The sequence below is a fragment of the Actinoplanes sp. NPDC051343 genome (genome assembly GCF_044455125.1).
Taxonomy (GTDB): Bacteria; Actinomycetota; Actinomycetes; order Mycobacteriales; family Micromonosporaceae; genus Actinoplanes.
This window is the reverse complement of record NZ_JBITEL010000036.1, coordinates 1-16714: the sequence shown is the minus strand read 5'-3', so window position 1 is coordinate 16714 and position 16714 is coordinate 1. Positions and strand designations below refer to the sequence as shown.

The 16714-nt window shown below is 66.7% G+C and carries 15 protein-coding genes; 8 read left to right on the top strand and 7 right to left on the bottom strand.

Translation table 11 applies throughout. The features are described from left to right. Positions 1 to 28: 28 nt before the first annotated feature. Positions 29 to 283 carry a hypothetical protein gene (locus ACIA5C_RS48275; protein ID WP_396068089.1) on the bottom strand — a complete coding sequence of 85 codons (255 nt, stop codon included), beginning with the start codon at positions 281 to 283 and terminating at the stop codon, positions 29 to 31. 321 nt (positions 284 to 604) lie between these two features. Between ACIA5C_RS48275 and ACIA5C_RS48270 the strand changes: the two genes are divergently transcribed. Beyond that, a complete protein-coding gene (locus ACIA5C_RS48270) occupies positions 605 to 922 on the top strand; it encodes a hypothetical protein (protein WP_396068087.1) in 318 nt (105 codons plus the stop codon). A gap of 53 nt (positions 923 to 975) precedes the next feature. On the opposite strand, the gene ACIA5C_RS48265 is transcribed toward ACIA5C_RS48270, so the two are convergent. Further along, positions 976 to 1911: a carbohydrate-binding protein gene (locus ACIA5C_RS48265; RefSeq protein WP_396068085.1), complete on the bottom strand. Its 936-nt coding sequence runs from the start codon at positions 1909 to 1911 to the stop codon at positions 976 to 978. Between the two features lie 460 nt (positions 1912 to 2371). Between ACIA5C_RS48265 and ACIA5C_RS48260 the strand changes: the two genes are divergently transcribed. Beyond that, on the top strand, positions 2372 to 5017 hold the full coding sequence (locus ACIA5C_RS48260) for a fibronectin type III domain-containing protein (RefSeq protein ID WP_396068083.1): 2646 nt from the start codon (positions 2372 to 2374) through the stop codon (positions 5015 to 5017). 221 nt (positions 5018 to 5238) lie between these two features. Here the strand turns inward: ACIA5C_RS48260 and ACIA5C_RS48255 are convergent, their stop codons facing one another. Continuing rightward, the gene (locus ACIA5C_RS48255) at positions 5239 to 6183 is read right to left on the bottom strand and encodes an NmrA/HSCARG family protein (protein WP_396068081.1); all 945 of its coding nucleotides are present in this window, start codon (positions 6181 to 6183) and stop codon (positions 5239 to 5241) included. 429 nt (positions 6184 to 6612) lie between these two features. Between ACIA5C_RS48255 and ACIA5C_RS48250 the strand changes: the two genes are divergently transcribed. After that, a complete protein-coding gene (locus ACIA5C_RS48250; protein ID WP_396068079.1) occupies positions 6613 to 7311 on the top strand; it encodes an alpha/beta fold hydrolase in 699 nt (232 codons plus the stop codon). Positions 7312 to 7954: 643 nt separating this feature from the next. On the opposite strand, the gene ACIA5C_RS48245 is transcribed toward ACIA5C_RS48250, so the two are convergent. Both ACIA5C_RS48245 and ACIA5C_RS48240 read right to left on the bottom strand, forming a co-directional pair. After that, positions 7955 to 8566: a TetR/AcrR family transcriptional regulator gene (locus tag ACIA5C_RS48245; RefSeq protein ID WP_396068077.1), complete on the bottom strand. Its 612-nt coding sequence runs from the start codon at positions 8564 to 8566 to the stop codon at positions 7955 to 7957. Positions 8567 to 8850: 284 nt separating this feature from the next. Then, positions 8851 to 9534 carry a TetR/AcrR family transcriptional regulator gene (locus ACIA5C_RS48240; RefSeq protein WP_396068075.1) on the bottom strand — a complete coding sequence of 228 codons (684 nt, stop codon included), beginning with the start codon at positions 9532 to 9534 and terminating at the stop codon, positions 8851 to 8853. Between the two features lie 29 nt (positions 9535 to 9563). On the opposite strand from ACIA5C_RS48240, the gene ACIA5C_RS48235 reads away from it, so the two are divergent. Next, positions 9564 to 10268 (top strand): hemerythrin domain-containing protein, encoded by a 705-nt coding sequence (locus tag ACIA5C_RS48235; protein WP_396068073.1) that lies wholly within the window; start codon positions 9564 to 9566, stop codon positions 10266 to 10268. 598 nt (positions 10269 to 10866) lie between these two features. On the opposite strand, the gene ACIA5C_RS48230 is transcribed toward ACIA5C_RS48235, so the two are convergent. Then, the gene (locus ACIA5C_RS48230; RefSeq protein WP_396068071.1) at positions 10867 to 11568 is read right to left on the bottom strand and encodes a hemerythrin domain-containing protein; all 702 of its coding nucleotides are present in this window, start codon (positions 11566 to 11568) and stop codon (positions 10867 to 10869) included. Between the two features lie 354 nt (positions 11569 to 11922). Then, complete coding sequence (locus ACIA5C_RS48225) at positions 11923 to 12339, bottom strand: multicopper oxidase domain-containing protein (protein WP_396068069.1); 417 nt, start codon at positions 12337 to 12339, stop codon at positions 11923 to 11925. A 403-nt stretch (positions 12340 to 12742) separates the two neighbouring features. Here ACIA5C_RS48225 and ACIA5C_RS48220 point away from each other — a divergent pair, with 403 nt between their 5' ends. The 4 genes from ACIA5C_RS48220 to ACIA5C_RS48205 all read left to right on the top strand — a co-directional run bounded on the left by ACIA5C_RS48220 (position 12743) and on the right by ACIA5C_RS48205 (position 16491). After that, positions 12743 to 13225, top strand: a complete 483-nt coding sequence (locus ACIA5C_RS48220; RefSeq protein ID WP_396068067.1) for a sigma-70 family RNA polymerase sigma factor — start codon at positions 12743 to 12745, stop codon at positions 13223 to 13225. Positions 13226 to 13538: 313 nt separating this feature from the next. Then, positions 13539 to 14297, top strand: a complete 759-nt coding sequence (locus ACIA5C_RS48215; protein ID WP_396068065.1) for a hypothetical protein — start codon at positions 13539 to 13541, stop codon at positions 14295 to 14297. A 561-nt stretch (positions 14298 to 14858) separates the two neighbouring features. Next, on the top strand, positions 14859 to 15155 hold the full coding sequence (locus tag ACIA5C_RS48210) for a hypothetical protein (RefSeq protein ID WP_396068063.1): 297 nt from the start codon (positions 14859 to 14861) through the stop codon (positions 15153 to 15155). Between the two features lie 514 nt (positions 15156 to 15669). Then, the gene (locus tag ACIA5C_RS48205; RefSeq protein WP_396068061.1) at positions 15670 to 16491 is read left to right on the top strand and encodes a hypothetical protein; all 822 of its coding nucleotides are present in this window, start codon (positions 15670 to 15672) and stop codon (positions 16489 to 16491) included. Positions 16492 to 16714: the final 223 nt, after the last annotated feature.

Sequence of the window (16714 nt, the reverse complement as noted above, 5' to 3'; positions counted from 1 at the left end):
TGCAATACCGCACCCGTCTGATCGACGGCTACCTCACCGGAACAGGTCTATCTCCACCAACACCGACCAGACCCTGACCGCGAAAGATGTCTAGTTGCACCAGCGAGGCGCCGGGTTGGCTGGCCTGGGCGGGGTCGACGCCCAGTTCCAGGCCGCTGCTGACGAAGGTGTAGTGATAGCAGCCGTCGTTCGGCTGCGCCTGCGCCGGTGCGGCGCCGCCGAGTACGGTGGCGACCCCACCGAGCAGCACGACCGCGAACGTCGCCAACGAGCGAGTGATCATGAGCGGGTCCTTCCGTGTCGGGACTCCCCGTTTCGCGATCAGGCCCACCACAGTCGAATGGCGTCGAGACCGGCGATTAGCATGCCCCCCAGTGTGAGGACGACGTCCTCCTCGTCAACGCCGAGGAACATTCGCTGCTTTGCAGAGGAGCGCGGCGGGTGTCCCGCCGTAACGCCAGGTCGACGCCCCGCAACCCCTTATCTGACGCCGCCGGTGACTCCATATGGGCGAAGAAGTCCTCGCAGATCTCGGGGAACTCCTGGAGCTGGCATGGGCGGGTGCTGCGGGCTGGGTTGTGCCGCGCCAGGCCTGCCGGCCGAGATGACGCGACAGCGCGTTCTCCAGGTCGGTGATGACCACACCGCGCTCGAGCGCGAGACGCGGGGCGCCGGTGGCGAGGTCGGTGAACCGGTGCGAGAGGCGGCAGCCAATGACGGCGGCCGGTACGGCTGGACCCTGCAGGTCGACGACCAGCCGGTACGCATCCTCATGCCTGGCGTGGGAATGGCTCGCCTGCGCGACCTGACCACCGAGGCGCCAGCCGACGGTGAATGCGCCGAACCAGCACACCGCACGAACCTGAAAACGATGGGTCTTCGGTGGGTGATCCCGACGAGACTGCGGCCGGCCGCTGGGTGAACCGGGCCGCTCGACGGTATCGCCGACCGTCCGGCCCGGTCCCGGGTCCTTTCTCAGCGAACCGCGGCGCTCCAGTTGGCAAGGTTGTTCTGCGTCCATTGCAGACCCGGGCCGCAGGTGAGGTCCTGCCCCCGGTAGTACGACGCGCCGGTACTCGAGGAGGCGTCCTGGTAGGTGCCGCCAAGGCGCACCTGAATGCTCCGTGCCTCGAAGGTGCGGCCGCCCATCGAGGAGCAGAAGTAGCCCCGGCCGGTGGACGGGTCGCGAGTGACGTAGAGCTCGAAGACATCCCATCCGGGCGTGCCGATCTGGCTCGTACCCGACTTGGTCCAGAAGTTGTCCCACGTGCCGTTGCGGAAGTTGTACAGGTAGGCCGTCCAGGTGTTGTTGCCGGCGTTGGTCTTCTCGATGTCCACGCTGTAGGCGGGCAGACCATTGACCGAAGTCGTGTACGTGGATACGAAACTCGCGTTGATCACGGTTTCTTTGGCGACATTCGATGTCGTGCACCAGTCCCAGGCCCACACCACCGGGGCGCCGCTGGTGTAGGCCGTGGTGATCTCGATGCAGGAGTTGCTGGGCGGCATCAGCGTGGGCGCGTACACCACGTCGCCGGCTTTGGTCCGCTCGCCGGTCCCGTAGAACACACTGTGGGTGGCGCGGATCCCGGTGGACTCTGACTGGCTGGTGAAGTAAGTGCCCGCGGCAGGGTGTTCCTGCGCCGCGGCGACCCCTTGTCCAGATTTTCCCGCCCGTTGCAGCGAGCGCTCACGATGAGCGGCCCGGGCTTCGGCCGAGGCGCGGATGTCCGATCCGGTACGCCCGGGGACGACGCCGCCGAGCGGCGCGTCGCCCGGGCCGGCGACGGCCGGCTTGGGCAGTGTGGGGCGGGCGTCGGCCTGAGCGGCCGATCCGGTGGTGGTGACGAGGGTCAGTCCGGTCGCGACGGCGATCAGCCCGGCGATGACCTGTCGGGGGGAGAACGGCATGGTGTGGCCCTCCTGCGGCTGCGGTGCGGGCGCGACATTATCGACTGCAATCGAAATGTGTCAATGTCATGACCGTTCGGCCGCCGAGGTGCTACGCCTGGAAAGCACGACCGAACACGGGCTGCTGTTCATGGGGCTCCTGTCACGAGATGCACCTAGGTTCATCACACCAGTCGCTGCTGGCGTCAGGGGCGCGTTGCTGGGTGAAGCGCTCCTGACCAGTCGCAGCGTGCCGCCCGGCGGCGCCCACCCCCGGTAGCGGTGGCCGGCACGTGGTTCCGGCCCGCGAGGCGCGGACACGCCGACGTCAGTGCGTTGGTCAAGTCGTCATCCGCGCCTCTTGCGGGAAAGCGCTTGCCGGTGGAGTTTGGAGTACGCGAATGGCAGGTCGGATCAGGGAGGCAGCATGGCGCGGTGGGGTTCAGGCACGTCGAGGGTCGTCCGTGGCAGGCGCCTGCCCGTGCTCGTCGTCGCGGTCACGGTCGCCGCTGCGGTCACCTCGGGCGTGGCCGCGCAAGCGGCAGGCGGTCAAGGGCCGGCGCCGCGCGGCCTGCGGGTGCCCGCTCTGGCCTACGACGACGAGAGCGTCACACTGGCGTGGCAGCCCCCGCCGAGCGCGAGCGGCATCGTGGACTACCGGGTGTACCGGGACGGCGTGCCCGTCGGCACGGCAGGGCAGGCAGCGGCCGGGGCGGCGAGCGGCTACATCAGGCGGTTCTACGCCGAGCCGGGCAACAGCGCGCAGGTGCGCATCGCCACGACCAGCTACACCGCGCGCGGGCTGCGGCCGAGCACCAGATACCGGTTCTCGGTGCGGGCTCTTTATGCCGACGGCACCGAGTCAGCCGCCAGCGCCACAATCGAGCAGTCCACCGCCGCGCCGCTGAAGGTCTACAACGTCGTTGACTACGGCGCGGTGGGCGACGGCACGACGCTGAACACCGTCGCGATCCAGAGGGCCATCGACGCCTGCCGCGGCGGCTGCAAGGTGCTCGTGCCGGCCGGCACCTTCAAGACCGGGGCGATCTGGCTGCACAGCGACATGACCCTGCAGGTCGCGTCGGGCGGTCGGCTGCTCGGCTCCGACCGGGCCGAGGACTATCCGTATCACTACCTGCTCTATCAATACTCCACCGACGAGCGGTTCTACTCGCTGATCAACGCCCACACGTACGACTACGGAAGCCTGCACGACATCCGCATTGTCGGGCCCGGCACGATCGACGGCAACGGCTGGAAGCAGACCGGTGTGGACGCCGACGGCAACCCGCTCTACGCCAAGGGCAGCGCGTCGACGGTGTCGAGCACCGGCCTGCTGGCCGCCGCTCAGGTCGTCGACGCTGCGGCGCTGGGCAGCCCGTCGCCGTACCCGACCCGCTCCAACCTGATCACGCTGCGCGGGGTGACCGGCGTCTACCTCGGCGGCTTCACCGCCCAGAACCCCTCCAACCACACCATGTCGCTGATCCGCGACGCGGACGTCACGGTCGACGGGGTGAACATCCAGACGCTGGATGTCAACAACGGCGACGGTGTGGAGTGGATCAACAGCAACGGCCTGACCGTCATGAACACCGTCTTCAACACCGGCGACGACTGCATGAACTTCGCCGCCGGCCTCGGCGCGGCGGCGAGCGACGACCCGCCGGCCCAGAACGCCTGGATCTTCGACAACTACTTCGCCCGCGGGCACGGCGCCGTCGTGCTGGGCAGCCACACCGGGGCGTGGATCCAGAACATCGTCGCCGAAAACAACGTGATCAACGGCACCGACGTGGGCCTGCGGATGAAGACCGTGCCCACTAACGGCGGCGGCGGGCGCAACGTGGTGTTCCGGGACACCGCGATCAAGGCGACCACGGCCGAGGCGTTCGTCTTCACCTCCGCGTACAACGACGCGAACGCCGCGATCACGGTGGAGCCGGCCGCCACGCCCGCGCGGTTCGAGGACGTTGAGGTCGACCACGTGACCGTCGACGGCACCGCCGGGCCGAGCATCCACGTCGTCGGAGTCGCCGGCGCCGAGCACCGCGACCTGCACTTCACCGACGTGCGCTTGCTCACCGCCCGGCCGACTTCGATCAGCTACCTGGCCGCCAGCTCGTTCCGCGACGTGACCTTCGACAACACCCCCGACCCGTGGATGATCAGCAACTCGACCGGGCTCTCCTTCACCGGCGCCACGACGACCGACGCTGTCTCGGCCGACGCCGCGTCCGGGCCCCGCTGGCCGGCGGGCGCGGCTGTGACGGTCACCGGCGCGACCGACACGTCGACGACGCTGAGCTGGCCGGCTGCCTCGGACACCGTCGCCGTCGCCGGCTACCGGGTCCTGCGCGACGGCGCCGTGGTGGCGACCGCGCCCGCCGGCGCGGCCGGCGTCACGGTGACCGGGCTGGCCCCGGCCCTGCGGTACTCCTTTGCGGTGCAGGCGGTCGACGCCACCGGGAACGCGACCCGCGACCTGCTGGCCACGGCGACGACCACAGGCACCCGCGACAAGGTGGCGCCGGTCGCCACCGGCACGTTCTCCGTGGCCCCCGGGTCGGCCGGGTACACCTGGATGCGGCTGACCTGGCAGGCGGCGACCGACAACTACGGCGTGGCCGGCTACGTCGTCACGGCGAACGGCCGACGCATCGGGCGGGTCGACGCCACGACCACCAGCTTCGTCGCGACCGGCCTGACCGCGGGAACCACGTACAGGTTCGGGCTGAGCGCCGTGGACGCGACCGGCAACAGCACCGCCTATGCCACGACCGCGCAGGCGACCACCCTGCCGCCGTACGACACCGGCGCGCCCGCCTGGTCCTCGCCGCATCCTCCGCTGACGATGCGCGCGGTCGGCCCGACGAGCGCCACGGTGAGCTGGCCGCCGGCCCGCGACGACAAGGGCGTGACCGGCTACCGGGTGCTGGTCGACGGGGTGCCGGCCGGCACGGGCGACTTCACCCCGATCTCCACGACCGCCACCACGACCGGAACCACGTACACCGTCACCGGGCTCGCCGCCGGCGCCCGGCACACCATCGGAATCGAGGCCGGCGACGCCATGGGCCGCTGGAGCGGCCCGCACCCCACGGCAGTCGTGACCACCACCGGGTGAGCCGGCCCCCCGATGCGACGATGATCCACCCGGTCGCTCGGTGCCCGGCCGTTCGCGGGTGTAGTTATCGGTTAGGGGTGCCGCACTCTGAGCCGGTCCGGCCGCCGGCGAGCTCATCGTCACGAAAGCCGACTTACCTGCAGCAGGTCATCTGCCTCACAGACGACTGAGCCGAAGGGGTTCCCTGCCGCCGGCCGGGAACCCCTTCGGGACTGCGATCGTCAGGCGGCGTTCGGGAGTTGGTAGCCGGCCGCCAGCCACTCGCTCAGTGAACGGACCTCGGGCGTCAGTTCGCGCACCTTGGCCAGGTCACGTGGGGTGGTGAACTCGTCGGCGAACTCGGTGTAGTACTGCAGCATGTTGCCGAACTCGTCGGCGCCGGGGAACCCGAAGGCCCGGAACTGGTCGTGGGTGACCGGCCGGTATTCGACCGGCTCGCCGAGCGCGTCGCTCAGCGCGGCGGCGATCTGCGTTCCGGTGACGATGTCGCCGGCCACGCTGACCGTACGGCCGACGAACTCCTCGCCGCGGCGGAAGATCGACAGCGTGATCCGGCCGATGTCGTCCGCCGCGATTGCAGCGATCGGAGAGTCGCCCATCGGGAGGGTCAGAATCAGGCGACCGTCGGCGTCGCGGGTGGGCGCCAGAGGGCCGGCCAGGTTTTCGTAGTAGAAGGTGGTGCGCAAGAAGGTGGTGGGCACCCCGGCCTCCCGGAAGAAGACATCTGCCTCGGCTTTGGCGTCGAAGTGCGGGACCTTGTACTTGCCGAGCAGCGTCGGCATCCGCGGGTCGTCGACCGGGATCAGCTCCCGGGTGTCCTCCAAAGTCGACCAGACCACGTGCGCGACACCGGCCTTGCCGACTGCGGCGACCAGGTTACGGACGTACTGCTGCTCGCGCTCCGGGTCCATGTGCGTCCAGAAGTCGGTGACCAGGAACGCGCCGTGAGCGCCGTCGAACGCCTCGGCCAGGCCCTCCGGGGTGGAATAGTCCGCCGCTACCACCTCGGCCCCGAGGTCGGCCAGCTCACGCGCCTTCGGCGAGGTCACGTCCCGGGTCAGCGCACGTACCGAGAATTCGTCTCCGCCGCCGGCCAGGATGGCCCGAACGACACCGCTGCCCTGGGCGCCGGTCGCACCCACTACCGCGATCGTCTTGCTTGCCATTGCCACCACTCCTCAGTTCTCGCGATCCCCTGTGGATTACTGACCGCCACAACTGCACCCTTCCTCGATTTCTTTCAAATTTTAAGTACCTGTGTCGACCGTCACGGCTTGAAGGACCCGCCCGGCGGAAGCTTGCCCATCGCACAGCCAACACAAGCGCGCGCAGCCTTGTGGGGCTGCTCGGGCGCAGGAGACCCGAGGGCGTTAGAGAGCGGACACCGCCGTCGCGCAGGCGATGTTGGTGGTTTGGGCGTGTTTCAGCGCCCGGTAGCCGCGCTGAGGCGGTCGTTCTCCACGGATGGTGCGATACGGCGCATCGCCTGGCGGGGGCCGCACCCCGATTCGCCGCCAAGCACAGTCATTCGCCGGATGCACGAGCACTGCGCGAGCGGACACCATGAACAGAGATCAACACTCTCGGAGGTAGACATGAGCAAACCCACGATAGTGCTCGTCCACGGCGCTTTCGCCGAGTCGGCGAGCTGGAACGGCGTCATCCAGCGCCTGCTCGACACCGGTTTCCCGGTCCTCGCGGTCGCCAACCCGCTGCGGGGCGTCGGCAGCGACAGCGACTACCTGCGGTCAGCTCTTACCGGTGTCAGCGGTGACGTTGTCCTGGTGGGTCACTCGTACGGCGGCATGCTGATCACCAATGCCGCCGTCGGTAACCCGGCCGTCAAGGCGCTCGTCTACGTCGGCGCGTTCGCGCCGGACGCGGGCGAGAGCGCAGCCGCGTTGGCCGGCCGGTTCCCGGGCAGCTCGCTCGGCGATACGCTGCGGCCGGTCAAGCTGCCGAACGGCACGTCGGACCTGTACATCAAGCAGGAGCGGTACCACCACCAGTTCGCCGCCGACTCGTCCGCCGACGACGCCGCCGTCATGGCCGTGACCCAGCGGCCGATCACCGACGCCGCGCTGAACGAGGAGTCAGGCGAGCCGGCTTGGAAGTCGTTGCCCAACTGGTTCCTGTTCGGCAGCGACGACCTGAACATTCCGGTGGAAGCTCACCGGTTCATGGCCGAGAGGGCCGGCTCCCGCAAGACGATCGAGCTGGCCGGAGGCTCGCACACCGTCGCCATTCCCGAGGCAGCCACGTTGGTCGAGCTCATCGTGGAGGCCGCCGGCTGAGCCGACCGCCTTTCGCCGGCGACCAGGTACGGGAAACGGCACGGCCCACGGCTGCGGCCCCCACTTCAGCGCCGGCTGATCAGGAGGCCGTGGAACCATCGTCCGGCCGGCGACGCCTGCCTTGGCCGGTACGACGGTCACCGATCCGGTACGACACCTTCCCGCGCTCACCGTCGGCGCGTGCACGTACGGCGTGCCGGGAGGCCCGACCGTCCTCCCGCCGGAAGGCGGGACGGCAGGCCGATGAACTCGTCCCGGCGGTAGCCGAAAGGCCTGCTGGGCTGCGGTTGGCGTAGACGAACAGCGGATCCGGCGAGGTGGCGGGGGCGAGCAACCCGAACGGGGCGTCGTAGAGCCAGGCGGCCGCCTCGGCACTCCGTAGGCCGGCGGGACGAGCGGCTCGCCGAGAAGGCCCTTGGGATACACCGCAATGACGTCGATGCCCTCCGGGAAACGGCTGCCCTGCTGCTCGAGGTAGCCCAAGAGAATGCCGTGCGACAGCCCCGGCGTCGCGCCCGGCCGCAGCGCCGCGAAGATGGATTTGTGCAGCGCCGCTGCCGGCACACCCGACGAAGGTCCGGACAAACGCACCCCGCGCAGCACCACATCGAGGTAGGGCTCCATCGTCGTACCGGGTTCGGGGTCATTCGGGGTTGCCGAGTTTGCTCTCTAAAGCTTGGAAGAGCATCGTGCAGTGCTCGATCAGTTCATCGCCCGTCATTTGCAGCGATCCGTTGGCCCAGTCGACGAACATGCCGTTGGCGGCGGAGACGAATACTTGGGCGAACACCGACCGGCTCAAGGCTGAGCCCGCCGGCGGTTCGGGCAGGCGCACGTAGGCGGCGGCGACGTAGACCCGCGAGTCCGCGTGACGGATGGCGTCGATGCGCGGCGAGACGCCCGCAGCCTCAATGAATTTGATGCGCCCCGCACCGGGATCGTTTTCCAGCTCACGAACGAGATTGCGGTACATTTGACGGATCTGCTCGGCTGGGTCCGCCTCCAGGTCGAGCGGGTCGTGAAGCTGGAGGAGAAGCTCAGCGTCGATCTGCTGATGGACGGCGGCGAGTAAATCCTCCATATCGGTGAAGCTCTCGGAGAAATAGCGGGCCTGCAGTCCGGATTCGCGTAGGACAGCTCGCATCGAGGTGGCGTGAAATCCGCGAGCTCCGAACAGACGGCGCCCAGTGGCGATGAAACGGGCACGACGCGCTGTGCGCCGCTGGTCAGCGGTCTTTCCGGCGTACGGTCTCACGCCGTTGAAGGTACAGGGTGAGTCAGTGAGCCCGCGATCACGGCGGAGAGCCTCGACGTTCGCTTTGCTGGACTCGTCCCGGTGCCATCCTGGCCGCGTCGGATGCGCAGGTCAGTGGGCATCAACAGATGCCATCGTGCATTCTGCGGAAGAACGTATTGTGGCGCGTCGGTGATTCCGCTGGATTCCACGATGTCCGGCGTGCGCCGTGCAGGCCGTGTATGAGCGGGCAACCGAAGTCTTCTATCGACGGCACTGGGGCCGGTGAGTGCTCGGCCGATCGTTCAGCGAACCGTGGTGGTCAGCAGAGCCTCCGCCGCCTGGTTCGTCAGCCATGAGGCAGCCTCTTCCAGAGACCATTGCAGGTCGCGGATGGTCGCCCAGGAGGAGGCACCGAAGTAGTACCAGAAGATGTCTCGGACGCGGGACCGATCGATGCCCGGTCGGACCGCGTCGACGTCGACCAGCCGGTCGGCGATGATGTCCAGGTATTGCCGGTATCGGCGCATCGCATAATCCGACGCCGCCGCCACGTCGTCGTCGTTGTTACGTGCATCGAGCAGCGCGGTGAGCGTCTCGGCGTAGCGGCCGCACATCTCGCTGGTGTTCGTCGCGGTCAGATGCAGGATCTCCCGCCCGTCGGCGGTGTCGGCGGCCTGTTGCACGGTGCGCTCGACCTGTTCATCCTCGGCGGCTTCCCGTGCCATAGCCAAGATCAACGCCGGCTTGGCACCCACGCTCGTGTAAACGGTGTTCAGAGCGACTCCAGCCGCAGCGGCCACGGCGGCGACGCTGGTGCGGCCGTATCCCTGCTCGGCGAAGAGGGCCTTGGCCGCATTGAGGATCGCTCGTCGGGTCTGCTCCGCCGCCTGCGCACGGAGGGGGGACGTGTAAGCGCGTTGCGTCATGCCAACAATATATGTCACAGAGATTCGTTTGGCGCCGCATATTATGGTTGTATTTGCCATACAGCGACCTAGACGAAGGTGCCCATGGCATGCCGATCGACCCCGCCGCTCCGCGCGACAAACCCGAAACTCAGCAGATGAAGGTCATCCACAAAGCCTTCCGCCGTGAATTCAGACTGCTACCGGTACTTGTGGGCGGCGTGACCATCGGCGATACGGCGCGTGCCCGACTCGTTGCTGAACGCGCGCGGCTAATGCTCGCCTTATTGCACGAGCATCACGACAGCGAGGACACGTTCATCTGGCCGCTGCTGGAACAGCGGGCACCGATGCACAAGAACCTCGTCGACACGATGGAGACCCAGCACCAGATCGTCGCGTCACTGATCCCGGAGGTCGAGCGTGGCCTCGACGAGTGGGCGCCAACAGCTCCCGGCACCGCACGCGTCCAGGTCGCGCGGCAACTCGCCGATTTGAACCGGACGCTGCAGGAGCACCTCGACCTGGAGGAACGGGAGGTGTTGCCACTGATCCACGATCACCTCAGCGTCGCTGAATGGGAGGCGCCGCAGAAGGCCGCCGCCATGGGACTTCCCAGCGGCTTCCGCGTTCGGATGTTGATTGCCGGAAGCGTGCTGGAGGACGCTACGCCCGCCGAGCACGCCTGGTTCCGCACCGAGCTTCCACCGCCTGCCCGGATCCTATGGACCCTGGTGGGCAGGCGGATGTACGCGGCCAATGTGCGTGCGGTCCGCGCCGACGCGATATCTGCGTTCGCTCTGTCCGAGCACTGATCAGGCATCCCTTCGCCACGACGTCGCCGCTGACGTTGCCGCTCTCCGGGCAAGCGTTCTCGGATACTCGCCGATGCAGGCCGGCGCGGCCGCCTTCTGGCCGGCCGCAGGCGCGCTCCGCGGTAGGCGGCTGTGGGCCCCGCGCGAGGGGATTGCCTAATATCGGCTCGTAAGTGTGGGTAACAGCGAGCGGATCGGCTCAGAACAAGGAATTGCGTTCCAAGGGCAGTTGAGCGAGCTTCTCTGCCGTCGCCGTCGCCGTCGCCGTCGCCGTCGCTAAAAGCGAGGTGCGTTCGAAGCAGACGCCACCCGGACGGCAGGGAGGGGCCGACCCTGAGGCTGCGGACGGCATGCCGGGTCGCCGAGATAACGCAGCGTCCCGGAGCTGAACCGCGAGCTGAGGTAGTGGTACTGCCGCCACCGTGCGGCCTCTGCCGCACCATGGCAAGCCCACGCCGCAGCGGGATGCCCATCGCCGAGGAACCGCAGTCCAGCGCTGCTCAGCAGGCACCCTTCCGATCTGACCCGCGAGGCGCGGGTGAGTGTGTCCACTCCAACCGCGGTGGACACACTCCCCCACGTCGCCCGAGCTTGTCGATCAGGCGCGCCTGGCCAGCGTGGAGCCCAGTGAGGGAGTGCGGGTGCCATACACGCGCTCGGCGTAGTCCGCGTACAGCCGTGGCGCCGCCTCGGTGATTATCGGGCGGATTTCGGCCGGAAGCGCGTCGAGCATTTCCTGAACAGCGGCCGGAGCACCCTCGTACATGAAAATTCCGAGGACCAGCGGTAGCTTGTCCTGCGGAAGGTGGCTAGCTTGTTCGCCCGCCAGCTGATCCCATTCGTCGGCCGTGATGTGCTTCTCGATGAGGGGCAGCACCCACCGCTCCTCCACGCCAAGGTGCTCGTTCAGAATCGGCATCAGTTCGGCGAGGACCTGGGACACGACGTCGCGGCTCACGGCGCGCGCGCCGTCCCGCCAGGCCGCGACCTCCTTCGTCAGCGCGGCGACCAAGCTTGCGATACGTTCGTGATGCGACTCCATGTCGTGCACCAGCGGGCGGATTTCCTCTGGGCATCGTTCCAGAAGCCTCGGCCAGATCTGAACATCCTCGGCGCCGTGATGGGCCTCGAGAACGGCATTGAGCAATTCGATGTGGTCCGCCACGATCGCCGCCCGAGCGTGGTCTCCCTCCGGGACGACCCGAACGAGATCCGGCATCAAGCCGTATTCCCGCCGAAAGCCTGTATGCACCATGACCATCGCGCGCGTCATCTCTTCGGGGGCTTTGGTTCCAGCCACTTCTGATCCCTGTGCCTTTCTCGCTGATGAGCGAAACCTGCCGGCCGCGTGGTCGGCGGCGTTGATTCATCGGCTCGTTGCTGTAACGGAAATCCGATCGGCATGCGCCCAAAGACAGCATGCGGCCGTGGGGCGGGCGGACGCCGGCGGTGGCCCTGGGCCCGGGCCTTGACCGTCGATGAGCGCAAGCCCATACAACCAGAGTATGTTGTGTAGAACCAATATTAGTGACCTACATCAAGCTCCGTGCGGGCACATGCGACGACCGGTCGAGTGCGTGCGCCGGTGGACGCGGCCATCACCGAGAACAGCAATGGGCCGCGTCCCGCTCAACGACTCGTCAGTTGTGGCCCGTCATCCCGGGCCTCCCGGCCATGCCAGGGGCATCGCCGCCTGCATGGTCGCCATCTTCCGATGGATGTCCAGCACCGCCGGCGGCATGACGCTCAGCGGCCGCATCATGCCCTCGTCCTCGTGGTCGAGGATGTGGCAGTGGTACATGTAGCGGCCGCTGCCGGCGCTGTACCGCCCGGCCACCGTCACGATCGAATTCTGAGCTACGCCGATGGTGTCCTTGCGGCCCGACTCCTCCGGTGCCACCGGTAGGGCCGCGCCCAACTTCAGCGGCGTTTTCGTGCCGCCTACCCCGAAGTCGAAGCCGCTGACGTCAAGGGTCCGCCGATCGATCACCTGGAAGTCCATCAGGTGGATGTGCATCGGATGCGTGACCACGAAGCCGGGCGGCGCGAGGCTGATGAAAGCGGGTCGCATTGCCGGACCGCCCCGGGACGTCGTATCGTTGCCCGAGCATCTGATAACAGGCGTTGTCTGATGCGGACCAGACCTGTTGGCCCCGCAGGTCCGGCACTGACATACCGGATGTTCCTCAACAGGAGGGGTCAACGAAATGCAGTCACGGCGACGCTCGGTTCCATCCCAGCCACCGTCCCTGCCGCAGCACTTCTGACGGCACATCAGGAACGACACGTCGATGCCTCCGGTCCACACCGGAGATGGACCCAAGTCTGCAAGCCGACCCTGAATACCAGTCGGCTCGATGACTCGCGGCCTTTCCTGAAGGGACCGTGGGAACCCGCTGGGGGTTACTGCTATGGCGACAGAACTTTCCGTCCAAAATGGATCTTCGAGTGACGCGGAAATAGCTAGGAAACGAATGGCTGAACTGCACACGGAGCATTCCGCGGTAGTGCTGAGATTCCTGATGAAGCTCACGGACGGGGAACGGTTCGCGGCGGAAGATCTGCTGCAGGACACAATGATCAAGGTCTGGCGGTCCTTGGACCACGTGCCGGACGACTTCATCGGGAGCCGGCGCTGGCTTCTCACGGTCGCGCGGCGAGTTGCCATCGACTGGGTCCGGCGGCGGCGCGTACGCCCGGCCGAAACGGGCCTGATCGACCTCGATCGCGTGGCTTCCCCGGACAACACCATCGATGTGGTCCTGCTCGCGGAGTCACTACGGCACGCCGTGAGCTGCCTCAGTGACACTCATCGCGCCATCCTGTCGGAGTTGTACTTCCAAGGACACTCGCTCGACGAAACGGCGAGTCGCCTGGGCATCCCGATCGGAACAGCCAAGTCACGTGCTCACTACGCACTTCGCAACCTCCGTGCCGCGATGGCACTGAGTGCCTGAGCAATGACCACGGTCACGATCAGACAGGCCAAGGTGCGTGGACATGGCAGTGGCATCTTCATCGCCGTGCCGGACGGCGCAGGCCGCGAGACCCTCCGGAAATTGACGACCGGGAGACCGATGCATCCGGTCATGCTGCCGAACAGGCATCGCAACGCGGATCGGCTTTTCATCGGCATCCGATGCGCGATTGTGCAGGCCGAACAGCGGCTCGTACGGGGTAACAACGGCATCGCCTTCCCGCGTCTCTGCGTGGCCGGATCCCACTCGCGAGCGTCCACATCAGACCTCGGCCAGCAACAGAAAGCCCCAGATGACTGCAGAAGAACATGTCGTCGCTGTCCACGTCGAGCGCGGACGCGTGCGGGCGGTCTGCGCCAGTCCCTCCGGTGCCGAACTCTCCCGGGTCAGCCTTCCAGCTGTTCGCAGTGTCACCTACACCCAAGCCGTCTCAGATGCTGTCCGACGGGTTCAGGCCCTAGCGGGCCGACGAGCCGACAACGCCCGCCGGGTGGTGGTCGGGGCCTCCCGAGCCAGCCTCGTGCACTCCCAGCGCCGCCGCCGCGTGCCGAGCGGACCGTACTGGCGGGAGTGCCTCGCCACCAGCCTCGAGTACGACCTCGCCACCTCGGTCGTCGTCCGTACCGCCACCGCTCTGGCGGCGTTGGTGGAGGGGTACGTCGGTCTGGCAGCCGGCGCTCCGGACGGCCGGTTCGTGTACATCAATCTGGGCTCCTACACCGAAATCTGCATGGTCGAGAACGGTGAGGTGGTCCGGGAATCGGCCGCTCTCACCAGAAGCGACCTTGATCTGGAAGGCGCCGCCACGCCGCAAGCCGTACAGAAAGTCATCGAATTGCTACTGCCCTTCCTCAGGCCTTTCGTGGTCACGCCTCCGGTGATCGTGACGAGGACCATGCCGCGACGAAGCGACGACAGCGGCGCCATCTGGCTCAGGACGGGATTCGTCCGATATTCCACACTGCGGCCGCGTCTCATGACCGCCGAGGTCAGCGACTCCAAAGTCCTCGATGGCGCCCTTCTGCTGAGCACCGGCCGACGGGAGCAATGACCTCGATACCGAGCTGTTCGGCCAGGCCCGATCGGCAGTATCAGCCGTTGCGGCGCGCTGGGTGCGCGGCCTGGCCGCCAGAGGCGCATCCCAGCGGAAGCCGACGGCTGCCGGGGGCTACCCACGAGCCGTCGAGTGCGATGCCCACACAACCCTGTGCTGGAAGGAAGGAACGCGATGCCCAGGCTACGAGGAAATTCGGCCAGTGGCAGTAGCGCACCGGTACGCCCGGCGACTTTCCATTTCCCATCGGTGACAAGGCCTTCAGAGGCGCAAGGTCTTGGAGGACCGCACGAGTCTGCGGGCAGCGCCAACAGTCGGGCACTGTTAGCGAGCGGGAGCCGAGCATGGATGAGCCGAGACTTCGGATCAAGATCACTGCAGACGAGCGGATCAGCTTCACCGCGATGTTCGAGCCGACCGGCATGACCCGACTCCTATATGTATGCCGACGTGTCACCTTGCGGGCCGGGAGAACGAGATCGAGATCATCCAGTGGGCGTATCTCGATCTGGGCGCCGGGCGCGGTGACTACCTACACCGCAGAGGGCCAGAAACTGCATGACGCGGGCACAGGCGCAAACCAGCCGGCTGTTGCTGACCCAGCACGAGATCGTGTCGTTCACCGGCCGTGAGCGCGCCCTGGACGCGCTGGCCGCATGGGCCAGCGGTGACGAACCGCTCGCGGCGTTGCTGGTGCACGGAAGCAGACGTCCTTCGCCACCGGCCGAAGATCGGGATCGGCGCAGCGCTCACAACGACTTCGTCCCGGCCGGGGTCAACACGGTCCACGACGATGGCGAACACGCCGAACGAGCAACCGCGCAAACCTCAAAACAGTGGGTTTTCGGTGGGTGATCTCAACTCAACGAAAACGGTGACCTGCGTTTCCACAGGTCACCGGCCTAATTTGGTCGGGCTGACAGGATTTGCACCTGCGACCCCTTGTTCTGAATCGCGGCTTTGCACGACTTTGCATTGCCTGTCAGAAGTACGCGCTGACCAGCCTAAACGCGGCTGAACGGCCTCTGCGGCTTGTCATCGCTTGCCATGACTTCGCGCTGTTTTCGGTGGGTAAAGCGGGGGCGAATCATAACTGCTTTCGTGGACGCGCTCCCGCAAGCTCACCAACTCGGCAATACCTCCAGACCTTCGGGTTCTTCTCATGACGACGACACCCAACGATGCCCCCGCATCGCCCACCCCGAGTGACATGCCAGGGCGGCCGACGAGCTTATGGAAGACGACTTGGCGGCGAAGGCCGCGGAATGCAATTTGGCCCATGCAACAGCAGAAACGCGAGGGATACTACAATTACGCGTCCACCTGCTGACAGCTCAGATCGGCGCGGAACATGTCGCAAACCCCAGACATGATGCTCGACGTGATCACGAAAATGACAGGCGCCTTCGGCGAGCCGCCAAGCGTGGCCGACGTGGCAGAGGTCATCGGCTTGGCGCTTCCCGTCGGAGACGACCGGCTCGCACTGTCTATCGTGCCGTCGGCGGTGGTCGTCCGGTCGGCCGGTGAGGGCGCGAGAGCGCGGTTGTCGCGAGTCGGCCAGCTCGACGACGCCGCCTTCGTTCTAGCCGCCCGGCTAGTGTCGGAGCTGCTGGCGGCCGAAGACGTTGACGGTCCTGTCATGACGGATTCCCGGCTGGCGTCGATACTGCTCAGTCTCCTGCGTCAGGTCCCACCGCAGTTGCTGGCGGACTCCGTCTCCGAAGTGGAGGCACTTGAGATCGTAGGACCGCGGGCGCGTAAGCGACCGAAGCGCGGCGACGTGGTAGCCGTTCCCGGTGCGAGCGGCGGCTTCCATCTCGCCGTCGTGCTGACCAAAAACCGTTTCGGTGTCGCGTATGGGTTCTTCACCCGACGCTGGGCTGCTCTACGGTTGCCGCCCCACCTCGAGAAAGAGCCCCTTCTCTCGCACGCCGTCTATGCGGGTGATAGGGCGGTGATGACCGGGCGTTGGATCATTGTGGGTCATGACGAGGCGTTCTGCCGATTGTTCCCTTCCGAACCTGAGATCTACCACCGCCTTGGAATCGCTGAGACCGCCGACGGGACGACTCGCTCTGTTCCGGAGGACGAGCTTCAAAGGGTGGGAGTACTCGACGGCAGTTACTCTCAGATCTACGAAGATTCCGAACTCGAACACCAGCTGGATCAGGGAAGTTTGCTCAGCCGATGACATCCCCAAATCGTCCCCGTCGAGCAACAGATCAGACGGCTACGCTGTGGTCGTAGTTTTTAACTGGTCACTAAAAACTAACTGCGCATGATGGGGCTCGTCAGGGGACGGCTCGTGTGACCTGCGTCCGCTACTTCCTTCGGATCCAGACGGCCTTGGTCTGCAGGTACTGGTCGTAGCTGTCGCGGCCGTTCTCCCGCCCGTACCCGGACATGTTGTAGCC